This window comes from Mesorhizobium sp. B2-9-1 (assembly GCF_006439455.1).
GTDB lineage: Bacteria > Pseudomonadota > Alphaproteobacteria > Rhizobiales > Rhizobiaceae > Mesorhizobium.
This window is the reverse complement of sequence record NZ_VFTP01000009.1, coordinates 74,055-92,166: the sequence shown is the minus strand read 5'-3', so window position 1 is coordinate 92,166 and position 18,112 is coordinate 74,055. Positions and strand designations below refer to the sequence as shown.

The window sequence follows — 18,112 nt, the reverse complement described above, 5'->3', positions numbered from 1 at the left end:
GCGCGACAGCTAAAACGATTTAAGTCGCCTGTTTGCGCCAAATCGTCATTGCTGTTCTTCGAACACGGATCATGGGTGGTGGACGGGTATTGCCCGGGGCGCGGCGCGGAGCTTCCGGTTGGCCTCGCCCGCAACGAAAATGCCCGGCGCGAGCGCCGGGCATTTCGAACAGTCGGCTAAAGCATGTCTCCCGAAGTGCGCAGCGGTTTCGGGACGAAGACATGCTTGAAATGAAGGACCTAAAGCAGGTCTCACGACCTGCTTTAGAGTTTGCCGGCTTATTTCTCGAAGTAGCTGTACTTGCCGTCGTCGCCCTTCTTCCATTCATAGATGACATAGTCAGGACGGGTGATGTCGCCCTTGGCGTCGTAGCCGATGTCACCGATGGCGGTCTTCCAGGTGTTGGCCCTGATCGTCTCCGCAACCTTCTGCGCGTCGTCGGCCGAGCCGGTCTTGGCGATGGCCTGGGCGATGATCTGCACCGCGGCATAGGAGTAGAGCGTGTAGGCTTCCGGCTCGAAGCCGTTGGCGCGGAACTTCTCGACCACTTCCTTGGCGGCCGGATTCTTGCGCGGATCCGGAGCGAAGGTATTGAGCGTTCCGGCAACGGCGTCGCCCGCGATCGAGGCCAGTTCGTTGGAGACGATGCCGTCGCCCGAGAACAGCGGCGCCTTCAGGCCCTGATCGGCCGACTGACGGATGATCAGGCCGGCTTCGGTGTGCAGGCCGCCCCAGTAGATGAGCGTGACGCCGTTTTCCTTCATCTTGGCGATGAGGGCCGAGAAGTCCTTGTCGCCGACATTCACGCCTTCGTACAACACTTCCGTGATGCCGTTGGCGTTGAGGTTCTTCTTGGTCTCGTCGGCAAGGCCCTGACCATAAGGCGTCTTGTCGTGGATGATGGCGATCTTGGCATCCTTGAAGTTCTTGGCGATGTAGTCGCCGGCCACCTTGCCCTGCTGGTCGTCACGACCGCAGGTGCGGAAGGTGTTCCACATGCCGCGCTCGGTGAACTTCGGGTTGGTCGCGGCCGGCGTGATCTCGAGGATGCCGTTTTCCTGGTAAACTTCCGAGGCCGGGATCGACACACCGGAGTTGAAGTGGCCGTCGACGAACTTGACGCCGTCGGCGACGAACTTGTTGGCGACCGAGATGCCCTGCTTGGGATCGGAGACGTCGTCACCGATCTCGAGCTTGAGCTGCTGGCCATTGACGCCGCCCGCCGCGTTGATGTCGGCGACCGCCTGTTCCGCGCCCTTCTGCAGCTGTGCGCCGAAGGCGGCGTTCGGGCCGGTGATCGGACCGGCGACGCCGATCAGGATGTCAGCGGCCCACGCGCTGCCGCTGAACGCGACGAACGCGGTCAGCGCAACGGCGGACAAGAGTGATTTTTTCATTGAAACGCTCCCATTTACGGAGTGGGCGTGGATGATACTTTCATGCGATGCCCACCCTTATCGCAGAAAGCATAGAATGCCGATTTTCAGGCACTTGTCACGCCGATTCATCCCCGAAACGGCGTAATGGTGAACGTCAACCTTTCGGTTTCCAGCTTAACAAGGAAGCTCTTTCATAGAGCCAGTTATACTGCGTGACCATTTGGTTGGTGCGCGTGTATTGATAGCCGAGGAAGCCCAGTATCATCAGCACGATGGTGTCGACGATATAGTAATGCAGCGAGAACATCGTGCCGCCGAACAAGGCGTGATGGATGAACCTGACGCCGATACCGAGACCGAGCAGGAAGAAAAACAGCCGCAGATACGTGCTCCAGGTCTGGGCCGCCGCTTTGCCTGTCATCCATGCCGCCCCGCCGCCAAGCAGGCCTGTGACGAACAGAAACTGCCAGATCGTGGCCTCTTCGTAGATAATGCCCTGCATGATAGATGTCCCCAGATCTTAGCTTGATCCCGAAAAGTCGCAGACTTTTCGGAGAAGATCATGCTTCAAGAACAAAGCCCTAGAGCGAGATGGCGATCCTGGGAAAGTCATCGCGCTCTAATGATGTCCGCCTTCGAGATAGGCGGCGCGCACTTCCGGATTGGCAAGCAATTCCTTGCCGGTGCCGCTCATCGTCACATTGCCGTTGACCATGACATAACCGCGCGTGGCGAGCTTGAGCGCGCCGAAGGCGTTCTGCTCGACCAGGAACACGGTCAGCCCCTGCGTCTTGTTGAGCTCGCGGATGGCGTCGAAGATCTGCTTGACGATCAGCGGCGCGAGGCCCAGCGAGGGCTCGTCCAGCAACAAAAGCTTCGGCCGCGCCATCAGCGCGCGCCCGATCGACAGCATCTGCTGCTCGCCGCCCGACAGCGTGCCGCCGCGCTGGGCGATGCGCTCTTTCAGCCGCGGGAACAGCGTGAACACCCTCTCGACGTCCTCGTCATAATGCCTGAGGTTGTCGAGGCTGGCGCCCATCTGCAGATTTTCCATCACCGTCATGCGCGGAAAGATGCGTCTGCCTTCCGGGGATTGCGCGATGCGCAGGCGTGCGATCTCATGCGTCGGCATCTTGGTGATGTCGGTGCCGGCGAAGGTGATGGTGCCGGTGCGGGCGCGCGGCGCGCCGAAGATGGTCATCATCAGCGTCGACTTGCCGGCGCCGTTGGCACCGATCAGCGCCACGATCTCACCCTGGTTGACGCTGACATCGACGCCGTTCAGCGCCCGGATGTTGCCGTAGTAAGTTTCGACACCCTTGATGTCGAGCAGCGTTGTGCCGGCCATTATTTACGCCCTCCACGCGTCGCGGGCTTGGCCGCCGCTTCCTTCGCCAGCGTCTTCGCCTGGCCGATCCAGTCTTCGCGAGCAATGCGCCCGTCAAAGGCGAGATAGGCCTCCGCGGCCTCGATGTCGGCCTTCTTCCAGGCCGCTATCTGGTCGAAATGGAAGATGCCGTGCTCGTTGAGCTTGCGCTCGTTGACCGGGCCGATGCCTTTGATGCGGATCAGGCTGTCCGCCTTGCCGCCGCGTGGCGCGTCGAGGCGATTCGAGATGTCGCCGGCTTTCGCCGGCGCCTTGCCGGGAGCCTTCTTTGCAGGGGCTTTCGCCGTCGGCTTGCCTTTCGCGGCGGCCGACTTTGTCGCTGGCGCTGGAATCGGTTTGCTGGCTATCGATGCGGCGCGCGCGTCGACTTGCGCCGCCTTCGAGGCGCCCTTCGACACCGTGACCCGCTCGCCCTTATTCCCATGTTCGACCGAATCGGAAACCGGCCCGGCCATCATGGAAGCGGAATTTCCCGGCCCATGCGCGGAATCGGGGCCGGTATCGAGCTGTTCGATCACGTCCTCATCGCCGACCTCGGTCAGCACCGTCTCGACCTCCTCGTCGTCGACGCCGAGATAGGCCGCGATGACGCGCGGATCGGTGCGGACCGACGCCGGATTGCCGTCGGAGATCTTGCGGCCGTATTCGAGCACGACGACATGGTCGGAGATCTGCATCACCACCGACATGTCGTGCTCGATGAGCAGGATCGACGTGCCGGTGCTCTTGATGCCCATCAACAGCTCGTTGAGCGCCGCAGATTCCTTCGGATTGAGGCCGGCGGCCGGTTCGTCGAGGCACAGAAGCTCCGGCCCCGTGCACATGGCGCGCGCGATTTCCAGGCGCCGCTGCGCGCCATAGGGCAGGTCGCCGGCCGGATCGTCGGCGCGCTCGACAAGATCGGCCTTCTCCAGCCAGTGCCTGGCGAGCTCGATCGACTCGGCCGAGGCCTGGCGATAGCTCGGAAAGCCGAACAGGCCGAGGAGAGTATAGCCCGAAGCCTTCATCAGCTTGTTGTGCTGCGCGACCAGGAGGTTCTCCAGCAGCGTCATGCCCGAGAACAGGCGGATGTTCTGGAAAGTGCGCGCCACCTTGGCGCGCGCCGGGATCTCGTGGTTGGGCAGGCGCTCGAGCAGATAGGTCGAGCCGTCGTTCCGGTTCAGCGTGATCATGCCTTCAGACGGCTTGTAGAAGCCGGTGATGCAGTTGAACACCGTGGTCTTGCCGGCGCCGTTCGGGCCGATCAGCGCGGTGATCTCGCCGCGCCTGGCCTGGAACGACAGGTCGCCGATGGCGACCAGGCCGCCGAACTTCATCGACAGATGCTCGACCTGCAGGATGAAATCGTTCGAGGAAGGGGTCGCGTTCATCAGCCGTGCCCCTCCTTGGTGAAGGAGCTTGAAACCGCTCTTCGCTCCTTCAGGAAGGCTGTCGGCTCGCGGCTGCCGACGAAGCCGCGCGGCTTCCACAGCATGACGATGACCATGGCCATGCCGAAAAGCAGCATGCGGTAGAGTTCAGGCGTGAAATCGGGACCGAAGACCCGCTTCAGGAAGTCGAGTTCCCGCAACGCTTCGGTGCCGCCGATCATCACCAGCGCCGCTACGGCGATACCGACCAGCGAACCCATGCCGCCGAGCACGACGATGGCGAGGACAATCGCCGATTCCAGGAAGACGAAGGATTCGGGGCTGACGAAACCTTGCCGTGCGGCGAAGAACGAACCGGCGAAGCCGCCGAACATGGCGCCGGTGGCGAACGCCGTCAGCTTGGTGGTGGTGGTGTTGATGCCGAGCGAGCGACAGGCGATCTCGTCCTCGCGCAGCGCTTCCCACGCCCTGCCGACCGGCAACCGGCGCAGCCTGATGGTAACGAAGGCGGTCAAAAGACAGAGTCCGAGGATCAGATAGTAAAGGAAGATTTTGTAATAGGCGCTCGACGTGGCGATGTGCAGCACCTTGGCGATGTAGTTCGGGTCCGAGACGTTGAACGACATCAGGCCGAAGAAGGAGACCTTTGGAATGCCGGAAATGCCGGCCGAACCGTTTGTCACCTCGCGCCAGTTGATCAGGACGAGGCGGATGATCTCGCCAAAGGCAAGGGTGACGATCGCCAGGTAGTCGCCGCGCAGCCGCAGCACCGGGAAACCGAGCATGACGCCCCAGAAGGCGGCCATGCAGCCGGCGGCCGGAAGCAGGATCCAGAAGGAGAGGCCGAAATGCGTGCCGAGCAACGCGTAGGCATACGCGCCGACGGCATAGAAGGCGACGTAGCCGAGATCGAGCAGGCCGGCGAGGCCGATGACAATGTTGAGCCCCCAGGCCAGCATCACATAGATCAGGATCTGGATGCCGAAATTGTCGACCCACTTCAGAGAGCCCTGAAAACCTCCCGCCATCGATCCTGTTACCAGCGCAAGCACCAGCACGACGACGATCGGATAGAGCGCCAGCGCACTGACGCCCAACGCCGAGAAGTGGGCGTGGATGAAGGCCCGGAAATAATACATTACCCAGGCGACGGCATAAATGATCGCTAGCGCCCGCACAAAGCGTGCGTAGCCGGCAAGGTCGGGTCCGAGCAGCCCGTCAAGCGAGCCGGCCAGCACGAACAGCAAGGCTACGACAACGACCGCGGCTATGAAATAAGGCGCCCTGAAGAAGCGTGCCGCCATGGTGTCGGGCAGCAGGCCTGTGTCGATGTCGGCGATCTTCAGGCTGGCCAGGAAGGGCTGGCCATAGGCGACATAAAGGAAGCGGCCCCCGGCGGTGGCGATGACCACCAGGGCGAGCAGGCCCCAGCGCTGCACCAGGATCAGTTCGTTGGAGATATTCTGATCGGTCCTGAGACCGATAAACAGCACGAACAGGCCGAGCGCGATGGCGCCTGCATAGAGCGCTTCGCGAAAAGCGCGCTGAACTGGAGTGGCGACGGTGTCGCGCTCCGAAGACACGGTAACGGCCATCAGGATCAGACCTTTTCGACTTCAGGCCGGCCGAGGATGCCGGAGGGCAGGAAGATGAGCACGATCGCCAGGATCGAGAAAGCGGCGACGTCCTTGTAGTCGATCGAGAAATAGGCCGACCACATGCTCTCGATGAAGCCGATGAGCAATCCTCCGAGCACCGCGCCAGGCAGCGAGCCGATGCCGCCAAGCACGGCCGCCGTGAAAGCCTTCACGCCCGGCACGAAGCCGTCCGAGAACACCACGACGCCGTAATACATCAGGAACAGGGTGCCGGCGACGGCGGCAAGGGCTGCGCCCATGATGAAGGTGATGGAGATGGTGCGGTCGACGTCGATGCCGAGCAGCGCAGCCATCTTGCGATCCTGCTCGCAGGCACGCTGCGCCCGCCCGAGCGCGGTTCGGTTGACGAGGTACCAGAAGATCGCCAGCAGCGCGACGGTGACGATCACGATGATGATCTGCTTCAGCGAGATGCTGATGCCGTCGATCGTGTAGACTTGGCTGACCAGCGGCGGGATCGGCTTGTTGCGCGGGCCCTGCGTGACCTGCACGAAATTGGACAGCGCGATCGACATGCCGATGGCGGTGATCAGCGGCGCCAGCCGGAACGAGCCGCGCAGCGGCCGGTAGGCCACCTTCTCGATCGTCCAGTTGTAGAGGCTGGTGAGAAGCATGGCGACGATCATCATGATCAGAAGCGCCACCACGACCGGCACCGAATAGAACAACGCGCCGAGGATCAGGAAGACGATGAGGGCGGTGAAGGCGCCGACCATGAAGATATCGCCATGGGCGAAATTGATCATGCCGATGATGCCGTAGACCATCGTGTAGCCGATTGCGATCAGGCCATAGATAGATCCCAGCGTCAGCCCATTGATAAGCTGCTGGACGAAATACTGCATATTTACGCGGCTCCCCTGGAATGTCGCCCGTTTCCGGGTCGCACTCCTTTTCGTATTTCCCCTAGTCGTAAAGTCTCGAGCCCGGATTGCAACGTGATTTTTCAATCGTCGAGCGTGTTTTGGAAGCACGCCGCCCGATTGTCCGTTTTTCGTACCCGGCCCCCTGGACTATCGCGGACCCTATCATTGGCACAACGCAATGTCTTTGACGATTCAGCCCTATAATGCCCACCCGCTCGAAGAAATCGCCGTCAAAATAAGTTGATGAGAAGATTTCTTGCGCGAACAGAGGCTGCCCATTTTGCGCGGCACGCCTTCCGTTGCGTGAGGCCGTGACGCTTATGTGACGACGAATCCATGCGCGAACGGATCGCGGTCGTCGATGAAGATGGTGTTCAATCCTGTCATGCGCGCCCAGCCGCCGATCGAGGGGATGATCGCCGGCTTGCCGGCCACGCTGACCTCCTTTTCGACCTTGCCTTTGAACAGCGAGCCGATGATCGATTCATGGACGAAACTGTCGCCGGCCTTGAGCTTGCCCTTGGCATGGAGCTGCGCCATGCGCGCCGAGGTGCCGGTGCCGCAAGGGCTGCGGTCGATCGCCTTGTCGCCGTAGAAGACGGCGTTGCGCGCATCGGCCTCGGCATGTTTCGGCTTGCCCGTCCACAGCATATGCGACAGCCGGTTGATGCCGGGGTTCTCCGGATGCACGAAGGAGTATTTCTCGTTGAGGCGCTGGCGCACCACCGGGCTCCAGGCGATGAGGTCGCCGGCCGAATAGTCGGCCATGTCCCGGTAGTTCTTCTGCGGCTCGACGATGGCGTAGAAATTGCCGCCATAGGCGACGTCGACGCTGATCTCCCCGAGCACCGGGCAGTCGACGGTCAAGCCTTCGGCATGGAGGAAGGAGGGCACGTTGGTGATGCGCACCTCCTCGACATATTCGCCGACCTGCTTGTATTCGGCGACGACCAGGCCGGCCGGCGTGTCGAGCCTGAGCACGCCCGGCGTCTTCGGCTTTATCAACCCGTGCTCGATGGCCATCGTGACTGTGCCGATGGTGCCATGCCCGCACATCGGCAGGCAGCCCGAGGTCTCGATGAACAGGATGGCGATATCGCAGTCCTCGCGCGTCGGCGGGTAGAGGATCGACCCCGACATCACGTCATGGCCGCGCGGCTCGAACATCAGTCCGGTGCGGATCCAGTCAAATTCGGCGAGGAAATGCGCTCGCCGCTCCATCATCGTCGCGCCCTCGAGCAGCGGCCCGCCGCCGGCGACTAGGCGCACCGGATTGCCGCAGGTGTGGCCGTCGATGCAGAAGAAGGATTTTTTGGCCATGGTTGCTCTCTTGCTGTCAGAACCGTTGCGGGCGGAAAGGGGCGAGATCGAGGGGCGGAGTCTGCCCGAGAACGAGATCGCGGATCAAGCGGCCGGTCGCCGCCGACTGGGTCAGGCCGAGATGGCCGTGACCAAAAGCGTAGTAGACCTTCGGCGCGCGCGAGGCGCCGATCACCGGCAGGGAATCCGGCAGCGAGGGGCGAAAACCCATCCACTCGCGGCCGCCCGACGGATCGAGCCCGGGCAGGAAGCGCTTCGCCTTCTCCAGCATCGCTTTCGAGCGAGCGAAATTCGGCGGCCGCTCGATGCCGCCGAGCTCGACGGCGCCGCCGACGCGCAAGCCGGTCTCGAGCGGCGTGATGACGAAGCCATGGCCGGAAAAGATCAGCTGCCGTTTCACGTCGAAGGCCGACACCGGCAGCGTCGTATTGTAGCCGCGCTCGGTTTCAAGCGGGATGCTGTCGCCGAGATCCCTTGCCAGGAGATGGGACCAGGCGCCCGCGGTGATCAGAAGCGTCTTTGCCGTCCGCCTGCTGCCGTCGGCCAGAACGATCGAGGCGCCCTTTGCGTCGGCCTCTATGCGCGCGACCCGCGCATGCTCGAAACGGGCGCCAAGCTTTTCCGCATAGGTCCAGACCGCTTTGCCGAGCAGCTTCGGATCGGCGACCGTCTTCCAGCCCGGTACGAAGGTGCCCTTAACGAAGCGCGGCGAAAGACCCGGCTGCAGCGCGGCCATCTCTTCGCCCTCGACATGGCGAAAGCCGATGCCGAAGCGCTCGCGCTCGGCCCAGCCGGGCAGCGAGGCGCGGAACTCCGCCTCGCTCTCATAGAATTCCAGCGAACCATCCTCGCGCAGCATCGGCCGCGTGCCGGAGCGGTCGAGCAGCGCCATCCATTCGGCTTCGGCGAGCTTCATCATGCCGACCTGCGCCGCCAGGCTCGCTTCGTAGTGCCTGGCGGCACCCGCCCGCCAGAAGCGGATAAGCCAGGGCAGCAGCTTGGGCAGATAGGCCGGCGGGATGGTCAAAGGTCCGAGTGGGTCGGCGAGCCATTTCGGCAATTGCCGGATCATGCCCTTATGCGCCAGCGGCAGCACGTCGGAGAAGGCGAAGGCGGCGGCATTGCCGGAACTCGTCTCCTCGCAGATGCCGGTGCGGTCGAAGACGGTGACGCTGCGCCCGGCCTCGCAGAGCAGGGTCGCGGCGCAGATGCCGATGATGCCGCCGCCGATGATGGCGATGTCTTCCGCTTCTCCCCGTGCACCGGCAGAAGATGCCCCAGTGGCGGAGCGCCGCTCCTGTTCCGAGGATTTGGAATTTCCTGGCACGTCGGTGCTGTCCCTTATTCGGCCGCCGCCAACCTGTCCGTCGATCGAGTAGACGTCTGCAACGCCGGCAGCGTCGGCCGCACCGCCAGCGCGTCCCGGACGATCTTCTCGACCGCCTCGCGGCGTTCGCCCGACAGCGGCTGGCGCGGCATACGCACGCGATCATTGGTACCGATAGCCAGCACTTCGGCAAGCTTGATGTTTTGGACCAGATAGGTCGAGACATCGAGGTCGAGCAAGGGTCGGAACCAGCGGTAGATCGCCAGCGCCTCGTCGCGGCGGCCCTGCCGCATCAGCTGGTAGATCGCGACCGTCTCGCGCGGGAAGGCGGTAACGAGGCCGGCGACCCAGCCGATGGCGCCAACCGACAGCGCCTCGAAGGCGAGGTTGTCGACGCCGGTGAAGAGATCGTAGCGACTGCCGAAACGGTTGATGATTTCTGTCGAGCGGCGGATGTCGTCGGAGGATTCCTTGATGGCGACGAAGCGGCTGTCCGGCGCCAGCTCCTCCATCAGGTCGACTGTGACGTCGACACGGTAGGCGAGCCGGTTGGAATAGATCATCACCGGCAGGTCGCCGGCTTCCGCGACGGCGCGAAGGGCGGCGACCGTCTCTTGCGGGTCGGTGTGGTAGATCGGGCTCGGCACCACCATCAGGCCGTCGGCGCCTTCCTTGGCGGCGCGCTTGGCGATAACGGCGGCCTCACGCGTGCCGGGCTCGTTGACGGTCAGCAACACCGGCTTGTCGCCGGCGACTTTCCGCGCCGTCTTCAGCACCTCGATCTTCTCGTCAGGCGACAGCATGGGTCCTTCGCCGAGCGAGCCGCAGACGATGATGCCGTCGCAGCCAGCCTCCATCTGCAGGGAATAGCAGCGCTCCATCTCGGCATGGTCGAGACGGTCGTCGGCGGTGAATTTCGTCGTGACGGCGGGGAAAACTCCGGCCCACATGGTTATTTCTCCTCTGATATATCAGTTGTATATCTATTAAGGATTAGCCTGTCAACGCTGAATCACCTATGATATATGAAAAATATATCAGGAGCCCGCCTTTGATCTCTCCGCTGATATCCATCGAGGCGAACGCGACCTTCGAGCCGGCGGCGACGAAGGCCTATCGCGCGCTTGAGCATATGATCGTCACGCTCGAGCTGGCGCCGTCGGGCTTCGTCACCGAAGGCGCGCTGATCGAGCGGCTGGGTCTCGGACGCACGCCGGTGCGCGAGGCGATCCAGCGGCTCGCCTGGGAAGGTCTCCTCGACATCAGGCCTCGCGCCGGCATCGCGGTCGCGCCGCTTCACGCCGGCGACTGGCTGCGGGTGCTGGATGCGCGGCGCGGCATCGAGGTGGTGCTCGCCCGCTCGGCCGCCCGCTTCGTCACCCGCGAGGCCGCCGACCTGTTCCATGAAGCAGCCCTGGCTATGCAGAAGGCGGTGATCTCGAGCAATGTGCTTGCCTTCATCCAGGCCGACAAGGCGCTCGACGAAGCGCTGGCGATCGCCGCCGACAACCCCTTCGCGGCGCGTGTGGCAGCCCCCTTGCAGACCCACAGCCGCCGCTTCTGGTATCGCTACAAGGCCGACACCGGTCTCGCCGAATCGGCCGAGCACCACGTGGCGCTGATCCGTTCCATCCTCGACGGCGACGAGGAAGCCGCCGCCAAGGACGCCAAGAAGCTGATAGCGCTGCTGCGCGGTCATGCCGAGGTGGCCGCCACGCGCTGAGCAGGACCAGCGCCTGCTCGAGGCGTCTCAGCCGCCCGGCTGCCCGACCGCGGTGGCCAGCGTGTCTTCCCACCCCTCGCCGGCGGCCAGGATGCAGCTCTGGCCTTTGACGTCGGTCATCAGGATGGTCCAGGTTCCGCCTGCCGAGACGAACACCTCGAAGATGGCGACTTGTCCGGCCACGCCATAGCCCAGCCGCTTCTCCTCGAATGCCTCCGCCAGCCTCGCGACCAGATAGTCATGGCCGCCGCAGATGACTTGCGCCCGCGCCGGAACTGCCGGCAGCGCCACCATGGCGCCAACGGCCGCAAGCTTGACCCATTGAAACGAAAATTCGCGTGCCATGGGGCACCTCCTTTGCCGTCGCATTCCGGCAAGGGAGGCACATTCGGCCGCCTCAGTGTGCCGGAAGGCTCCAGGCCGGATTGGACGTCTTCATCGCGTCACTCCTTCTGGCTTCCGGTCTGTCGTCGGGAGATCATGACTCCCTGGATTCGATATGGTGAAGCTCCGCTCCGTAAACAAGCGGCGCCGCGGAGAGCGCCTTGCTTGGCGCCACTTGACGCCCGAGCGCAGGAGCCGTTGTGGCGCGCACCCCGGCTCCCTGCCGGTTTCAGGCGCCCGGCATCGCCGCCGTGATCGTCGGGCTGTCCCAGCCCTCGCCGACGGAAAGCACGCAGCTCTGGCCTTTGGTATCGGAGGCGAGCACCGTCCAGCTTCCCTGGTCGGAGACGAAGATCTCGAGCACGACGTTCGGATTGATCAGGCCGCGCCCAGCCTCGGTTTCGTGGAACTTGTCGCCAAGCGCCTTGATGATGTCGGCGCGCGCCGCGCATTGCGCCGCCGCGCTCGCCGGCGCGGCTCCAACGGTCATCGCCGTCGCCGCCAACATTGCCGCCACAACAAATCGTGTCATCTGACACCTCCTCGCGCCAGACGAGAACCCCGGCTTGAACCGGCGCTGCTTGGTTGCCTGCACGAATGGCAGGAATACAGCCTAAGGCAGATGGTGGTCTGTTGGTTCCATCATACGGCGATGGAATTATTAGAATATGCGGATGCTCTCGACGTGCCGCGCGTCGAATCTTGCACTGGAATTGCGCCGCCATGACACGGGGCCGAAAGCGAGAGTGATGCTTGATAAAAGAAAGCGCGGCTTGCACCGCGCTTTCTCCGGTCTGCTTCGAAACCGTCAGGCTAGTTCATCGTCGGGATGACGAATTCCGCGCCGTCCTTGATGCCTCGCCGCGCGCCCGCAGCCACGAAGTGGCGAGGACGCGCAAACGAGCAAACCGTCGGGCTAGTTCATCGTCGGGATGACGAATTCCGCGCCGTCCTTGATGCCCGACGGCCAGCGCGAGGTGACCGTCTTGGTCTTGGTGTAGAAGCGGAACGCGTCCGGGCCGTGCTGGTTGAGATCGCCGAAGGACGATGCCTTCCAGCCGCCAAAGGTGTAGTAGGCGATCGGAACCGGGATCGGCACGTTGATGCCGACCATGCCGACCTGGACTCTGGATGCGAAGTCGCGCGCGGCGTCGCCGTCGCGGGTGAAGATGGCGACGCCATTGCCCATCTCGTGGTCGTTGGCAAGCTTGATGGCATCCTCGTAGCGCGGCGCGCGCACCACCGAGAGCACCGGCCCGAAGATCTCTTCCTTGTAGATGCGCATGTCGGCGGTCACATTGTCGAACAGGCAGCCACCCATATAGTAGCCGTTCTCATAGCCCTGCATCTTGAAGCCGCGGCCGTCGACGACGAGCTTGGCGCCTTCCTTGATGCCGATATCGACATAGCCCTTCACGCGCTCCAGCGCCTGTGCCGTCACCAGCGGGCCGAAATCGGCGGAAGAATCCGTCGAGGGGCCGACCTTCAGGCTTTCCACGCGCGGCACCAGCTTTTCCATCAGTCGGTTGGCAGTGTCGTTGCCGACCGGGACGGCCACCGAGATCGCCATGCAGCGTTCGCCGGCCGAGCCGTAGCCGGCGCCGATCAGCGCGTCGACCGTCTGGTCCATGTCGGCGTCGGGCATGATGATCATGTGGTTCTTGGCGCCGCCGAAGCACTGCACGCGTTTGCCGGAAGCGGTGCCGCGCGAATAGATATAGTGCGCGATCGGCGTCGAGCCGACAAAGCCGATGGCCTTGATGTCCGGATCGTCGAGGATGGCGTCGACGACTTCCTTGTCGCCGTTGACGACGTTGAGGATGCCGGCCGGCAGGCCGGCCTCGATGAACAGTTCAGCGATGCGGATCGGCACGCCCGGATCGCGCTCGGACGGCTTCAGGATGAAGGCGTTGCCGCAGGCGATCGCCGGCGCGATCTTCCACAGCGGGATCATGGCCGGGAAATTGAAGGGGGTGATGCCGGCGACGACGCCGAGCGGCTGGCGCATCGAATAGACGTCGATGCCGGGGCCGGCGCCGTCGGTGAACTCGCCCTTCATCATATGCGGCGCGCCGATGCAGACCTCGACCACTTCGAGGCCGCGCTGGATGTCGCCGCGCGCATCGGCGATCGTCTTGCCATGCTCGCGCGCCAGGATGTCGGCCAGCTCGTCATAGTCGCGGGCGACCAGCTCGAGGAATTTCATCAGCACGCGCACGCGGCGCTGCGGGTTGGTGGCGGCCCATTTCGGCTGCGCCGCCTTGGCGTTCTCGACCGCGGCGCGCAGCTCCGCCTGCGAGGCCAGCGCCACCGTGCCGCGCACGGAGCCGTCCATCGGCAGCATCACATCCTGCTTGCGCCCGCTGGTGCCGGCGACGCGCTTGCCGCCGATGAAATGACCGTATTCGATCATGTTTTTCTCTCCCTGTTTTGGTGATGGCACATTGTCCGCCTTTGCGGCGGCGATGGCAACGCGAGCCAAAACGCAACCGTTGTGCGGAAAATAGACAACGATCCCGAGGTGTGCATTAATTGCCGCAAATGATGGATTGCCTGCCGTGAAGGATTTCATAGGTTGAGTTTTGTCGCGCCCCCCTCTGTCCTGCCGGACATCTCCCCCTCTTGGGGGGAGATTAGCAGCTTCACCGACAGCGCTTTCGGCGATTGGCGAAATCCGCCGCGACATCTGATCTCCCCCCTAGAGGGGGAGATGGCCGGCAGGCCAGAGGGGGGCGCGAAGGAACGCAGCGTTGACAATCACAGAGCGGACCATTCCCATGAACTGGGATGATGTCCGCATCTTCCTTGCAGTCGCCCGCGCCGGCCAGATCCTCGGCGCGGCGAAGCGCCTGGAGCTCAACCATGCCACCGTCTCGCGCCGCATCGCCGCGCTCGAGGAGGCGCTTCGCACAAAACTCTTCCGCCGCCTGACCACCGGCAGCGAGCTGACGCCGGCCGGCGAGCGCTTCCTCGACATAGCCGAGCGCATGGAAGGCGACATGATCGCTGCGCGCTCGACCATTGCCGGCGAGGGTGACGATGTTTCGGGCACGGTGCGTATCGGCGCGCCGGACGGATTTGGCGTCGCCTTCCTGGCAAAGCGGCTGGGCGAGCTGACTGCGCTGCACCGCGAGCTCACCATCCAGCTGGTGCCGGTGCCACGCTCCTTCTCCCTGTCGCGCCGCGAGGCCGATATCGCGATCACAGTCGAGCGGCCGAGCGAAGGACGGCTGGTGGCGGGCAAGCTGGTCGACTACACGCTCGGCCTCTTCGCATCCCGCGCCTATGCCGAAGCCAACGGCCTGCCGAAAGTGCCGGCCGAGCTCGTCCGGCACACGCTGATCGGCTATGTGCCGGACCTCATCGTCAGCCCCTCGCTCGACTATGCTGCCGAGTTCAGCGCCGAATGGCGCACCAGCTTCGCCATCTCCTCGGCGCTTGGCCAGGCCGAAGCGGTGCGCTCCGGCGCGGGCATCGGCATCCTCCACACGTTCGTCGCCCGTTCGATGCCGGAGCTGGTGCCGGTCGACATCGTCGCGCCCATCCGCCGCGCCTACTGGCTGGTCTATCATGAATCGGTGCGGCCGCTGCGCCGCGTCCAGCTGGTCGCCAACTTCATCACCAAGGCCGTGGAACGCGAGCGCGGCCTTTTTGTCTAGAACATGATCCAAGGACCGCTTGACCAGAACGTTCCCGGCACGGAAATCTTGACCGGTCGGCTATGTTCGCGTTGGCATGTGGTTTGCTTTGGAGATTGGCCGAAACGGTCCGGCCTCATCATCCACGGGCGGAGCAAGGAGCGAAGCGACGCGCGCAGACCCGAGGGTCCTTTCCGTGATATCCGAGCGCTGCTGCGGTGCAGAATTCCGCTCCGCTGCACGCTTCGATCAAGGTCAAGGCATGGATTCCAGGGTCTCCGCGACGCCGCTTCGCGGCTGCACCGCCCTGGAATGACGAGATTGAGAGGCTTCAGCCATGCGCCGGCGTTTGCGTCGCAAAAAGAAAAAGATGCATCCCTCGCTGCGGCCGATTCTATCACAGGCAGTTGGTCGCCGCCGCCTTGCCAAGGCCAGGCTCTACCGGCTGCTGTTCAGCGACAGCAAGGTCAGGGAGGCGTTCTGAGCCGAGCCCGCCGAAGCAACTGCAAAGCCCCTCAGATAGGCTTCAGATACCGCTCCGGGCTCAGGTCGCGCGCGTTGATCTCCGGCACCCGGTTGGACATGATGTCGGCGAGCACCTTGGCCGAGCCGCAGGCCATGGTCCAGCCGAGCGTGCCGTGGCCGGTGTTGAGATAGAGGTTGGCAACCTCGCTTTGCCCGATCAAGGGCGGTCCATCCGGCGTCATCGGCCGCAAGCCGCACCAGAAGCTCGCCGCCTTGAGGTCGCCGCCGCCGGGGAAGAGATCGCCGACCGAATATTCGAGCGTGCGGCGGCGCGATTCCTGCAGGCGAAGGTCATAGCCCGAAATCTCCGCCGTGCCGCCGACCCGGATGCGGTCGCCGAGCCTGGTGATCGCCACCTTGTAGGTCTCGTCCATGACCGTCGACACAGGCGCGGCCTCGACATTGTCGATCGGCACGGTGATCGAATAGCCCTTCACCGGATAGACCGGAATCGGCCGCCCCAGCGAGCGCATGAACTGCGCCGAATAGCTGCCCATCGCCATCACGAAGGCGTCCGCCGATTTCCATCCGCTCTCCGTGAGGACGTTAGTGAGGCGGTTGCGGTTCCTGACGATGCGCCGGATGGTCGAGCCATATTCGAAGGTTACGCCGCGCGCCACGCACAGTTCGGCGAGCTTGTCGGTGAACATCTTGCAGTCGCCGGTCTCGTCGCCCGGAAGCCTGAGGCCGCCGACGAATTTCTCGCGCACCGCCGCAAGGGCCGGCTCGGCGCTGATACAGCCGTCGCGGTCGAGGATCTCGTAAGGCACGCCGTATTTCTTCAGCACCTCGACGTCGCCGCCGGTGCCATCGAGCTGCTTTTGCTTGCGGAACAGCTGCAGCGTGCCTTTGGTCCGTTCGTCATAAGTGATGCCGGTCGCCTCGCGCAGCGCCTTCAGCGTGTCGCGGCTGTATTCGGCAAGCGGCACCATGCGCGACTTGTTGAGCGCGTAGCGCTCGGCCGTGCAGTTGCGCAGCATCTTGAGGACCCAGGTCCACATATTCGGGTCGAAGGCCGGCCGCACCACCAGCGGGCCGTATTTCATCAACAGCCATTTGACGGCCTTGACCGGAATGCCGGGCCCGGCCCAAGGCGAGGCATAGCCCGGCGATATTTCGCCGGCATTGGCGAAGCTGGTCTCGAGCGCCGGCCCCGGCTGGCGATCGTAGACGGTCACTTCATGACCGGCCTCGGCGAGGAAGTAGGCGGTGGTGACCCCGATCACGCCGCCGCCCAGCACGATGACTTTCATTCAAAGCTCCCTCAAAGCCGATCATGCCGCCTGAGACATGGACATTCCCCTGTCTGCCGGATTTTGCGGCACCCGCCAAGTGCTGGGTTATCCGCCGATGTAACGGCGGTGAAAGCGCGCGCCCAGGCTGGTCAATATCTCGTAGCCGATGGTGCCGGCATGGCCGGCCGCGTCGTCGACGCTTTGCGACGGACCGATGAGGTCGACGAGGTCGCCTTCGCCGAGCCGGCCGACCGGAAGCGCCGAAATGTCGAGGATGATCGAATCCATCGACACGCGTCCGACGAACGGCAATCGCACGCCCTCGAACCAAGCGGCCGAAGCGGCGCGCCGGTGCCAGCCGTCGCCATAACCCAGCGAAATGGTCGCGAGATCGAGCGGTCCATCCGCCTGGTGGGTATGGCCATAGCCGATGCCGGCGCCGGCGCCGATCTGCCGCGTCTGCGCCACCTTGGCTTGCAGCCTTATGACCGGCAGCATCGGATTGGGCGCGTGTGGCGTCGGGTTGACGCCGTAAAGCGCGGCTCCCGGACGGGCAAGGTCACAGTGATAGGTCGGTCCGAGAAAGATGCCGGACGAGTTGGCCAAAGAGGCGGGCGCCGCGGGCAGCATCTTGCGCAGCCGTTCGAATTCGTGCCGCTGCCTCTCGTTCGCCGCCTGTTGCGGCTCGTCGGCGCGGGCGAGATGGCTCATGACGAAACGAATGTCGACGCCATCGAAGGCGCCGGCCTCCCCCGCGACCGCCTCGACTTCCGCTGGCGCCATGCCCAGCCTGGCCATGCCACTGTCGACCTGGATGGCGGCGGCAAGGCTTTGGCCCATGCCTCGCGCGATCTCGCGCCAGGCCTTCAGTTGCATGGCGCTGTTGATGACCGGCCAAAGCCGGGCCGCCGCGGCTTCCGGTTCCGAGCCGGGCGGCAGGCCGTTCAGCACGAAGATGTCCGGCCCCGGGCCGATCGCCTTGCGCAGCGCGATGCCTTCGCCGAGCAGCGCGACGAAGAAGATGTCGCAGCCCTCTTTCGCCAGCGCCGATGCCACCTGGGCGGCGCCAAGCCCGTAGCCGTCGGCCTTGAGCACGCCGGCGCAGCGGACGCCGTTCAGCCGCGCCTTCAGCCGGCGGTAGTTTTCGCGGATGGCCCCGAGGTCGATCGTCAGGATTGCGCCGGCGGCCGCCTCGCTGACCGATTGGCTGCCGGTCCCGCAGCGTCCTCCCAAAGCATGGCTGGCGTCGTCATCCATGGCGACTCTCCATCATTACATCGACAATCTGTCATCGACGCAG

At 64.0% G+C, this 18,112-nt stretch carries 16 protein-coding genes; 2 read left to right on the top strand and 14 right to left on the bottom strand.

The window, feature by feature from the left end; all coding sequences use genetic code 11:
- Window positions 1-278 precede the first annotated feature (278 nt).
- The 9 genes from FJW05_RS17505 to FJW05_RS17465 all read right to left on the bottom strand — a co-directional run bounded on the left by FJW05_RS17505 (window position 279) and on the right by FJW05_RS17465 (window position 10,257).
- Window positions 279-1,397 carry a branched-chain amino acid ABC transporter substrate-binding protein gene (locus tag FJW05_RS17505; protein WP_140546075.1) on the bottom strand — a complete coding sequence of 373 codons (1,119 nt, stop codon included), beginning with the start codon at window positions 1,395-1,397 and terminating at the stop codon, window positions 279-281.
- A gap of 136 nt (window positions 1,398-1,533) precedes the next feature.
- Window positions 1,534-1,881 carry a DUF6867 family protein gene (locus FJW05_RS17500; RefSeq protein WP_140634337.1) on the bottom strand — a complete coding sequence of 116 codons (348 nt, stop codon included), beginning with the start codon at window positions 1,879-1,881 and terminating at the stop codon, window positions 1,534-1,536.
- 117 nt (window positions 1,882-1,998) lie between these two features.
- Window positions 1,999-2,727 carry an ABC transporter ATP-binding protein gene (locus tag FJW05_RS17495; RefSeq protein WP_140634335.1) on the bottom strand — a complete coding sequence of 243 codons (729 nt, stop codon included), beginning with the start codon at window positions 2,725-2,727 and terminating at the stop codon, window positions 1,999-2,001.
- Window positions 2,727-4,136 (bottom strand): ATP-binding cassette domain-containing protein, encoded by a 1,410-nt coding sequence (locus tag FJW05_RS17490; protein ID WP_140634334.1) that lies wholly within the window; start codon window positions 4,134-4,136, stop codon window positions 2,727-2,729. The genes FJW05_RS17495 and FJW05_RS17490 overlap by 1 nt, the downstream gene beginning before the upstream one ends.
- The gene (gene livM, locus FJW05_RS17485; protein WP_140634332.1) at window positions 4,136-5,731 is read right to left on the bottom strand and encodes a high-affinity branched-chain amino acid ABC transporter permease LivM; all 1,596 of its coding nucleotides are present in this window, start codon (window positions 5,729-5,731) and stop codon (window positions 4,136-4,138) included. The genes FJW05_RS17490 and livM overlap by 1 nt, the downstream gene beginning before the upstream one ends.
- 5 nt (window positions 5,732-5,736) lie before the next feature.
- On the bottom strand, window positions 5,737-6,639 hold the full coding sequence (locus FJW05_RS17480; RefSeq protein WP_140634330.1) for a branched-chain amino acid ABC transporter permease LivH: 903 nt from the start codon (window positions 6,637-6,639) through the stop codon (window positions 5,737-5,739).
- Window positions 6,640-6,978: 339 nt separating this feature from the next.
- Complete coding sequence (locus tag FJW05_RS17475; protein ID WP_140634328.1) at window positions 6,979-7,980, bottom strand: 4-hydroxyproline epimerase; 1,002 nt, start codon at window positions 7,978-7,980, stop codon at window positions 6,979-6,981.
- Between the two features lie 16 nt (window positions 7,981-7,996).
- On the bottom strand, window positions 7,997-9,307 hold the full coding sequence (locus FJW05_RS17470; RefSeq protein WP_140634326.1) for an FAD-binding oxidoreductase: 1,311 nt from the start codon (window positions 9,305-9,307) through the stop codon (window positions 7,997-7,999).
- A 14-nt stretch (window positions 9,308-9,321) separates the two neighbouring features.
- Window positions 9,322-10,257, bottom strand: coding sequence for a dihydrodipicolinate synthase family protein (locus tag FJW05_RS17465; protein WP_140634324.1), 936 nt, complete (start codon window positions 10,255-10,257; stop codon window positions 9,322-9,324).
- Window positions 10,258-10,325: 68 nt separating this feature from the next.
- On the opposite strand from FJW05_RS17465, the gene FJW05_RS17460 reads away from it, so the two are divergent.
- On the top strand, window positions 10,326-11,030 hold the full coding sequence (locus tag FJW05_RS17460) for a GntR family transcriptional regulator (RefSeq protein ID WP_245340471.1): 705 nt from the start codon (window positions 10,326-10,328) through the stop codon (window positions 11,028-11,030).
- A gap of 27 nt (window positions 11,031-11,057) precedes the next feature.
- Here FJW05_RS17460 and FJW05_RS17455 read toward each other — a convergent pair whose 3' ends face one another.
- The 3 genes from FJW05_RS17455 to FJW05_RS17445 all read right to left on the bottom strand — a co-directional run bounded on the left by FJW05_RS17455 (window position 11,058) and on the right by FJW05_RS17445 (window position 13,827).
- On the bottom strand, window positions 11,058-11,375 hold the full coding sequence (locus tag FJW05_RS17455; RefSeq protein ID WP_140634322.1) for a hypothetical protein: 318 nt from the start codon (window positions 11,373-11,375) through the stop codon (window positions 11,058-11,060).
- A gap of 268 nt (window positions 11,376-11,643) precedes the next feature.
- Window positions 11,644-11,946: a hypothetical protein gene (locus FJW05_RS17450; RefSeq protein ID WP_140634320.1), complete on the bottom strand. Its 303-nt coding sequence runs from the start codon at window positions 11,944-11,946 to the stop codon at window positions 11,644-11,646.
- Window positions 11,947-12,330: 384 nt separating this feature from the next.
- Window positions 12,331-13,827, bottom strand: coding sequence for a CoA-acylating methylmalonate-semialdehyde dehydrogenase (locus tag FJW05_RS17445; protein WP_140634318.1), 1,497 nt, complete (start codon window positions 13,825-13,827; stop codon window positions 12,331-12,333).
- 364 nt (window positions 13,828-14,191) lie between these two features.
- Between FJW05_RS17445 and FJW05_RS17435 the strand changes: the two genes are divergently transcribed.
- Complete coding sequence (locus FJW05_RS17435; protein WP_140634314.1) at window positions 14,192-15,073, top strand: LysR family transcriptional regulator; 882 nt, start codon at window positions 14,192-14,194, stop codon at window positions 15,071-15,073.
- Between the two features lie 494 nt (window positions 15,074-15,567).
- On the opposite strand, the gene FJW05_RS17430 is transcribed toward FJW05_RS17435, so the two are convergent.
- Together FJW05_RS17430 and alr are read right to left on the bottom strand one after the other, a co-directional pair.
- Complete coding sequence (locus FJW05_RS17430; RefSeq protein WP_140634312.1) at window positions 15,568-16,830, bottom strand: D-amino acid dehydrogenase; 1,263 nt, start codon at window positions 16,828-16,830, stop codon at window positions 15,568-15,570.
- 87 nt (window positions 16,831-16,917) lie between these two features.
- The gene (alr, locus tag FJW05_RS17425; protein WP_140634310.1) at window positions 16,918-18,069 is read right to left on the bottom strand and encodes an alanine racemase; all 1,152 of its coding nucleotides are present in this window, start codon (window positions 18,067-18,069) and stop codon (window positions 16,918-16,920) included.
- Window positions 18,070-18,112: the final 43 nt, after the last annotated feature.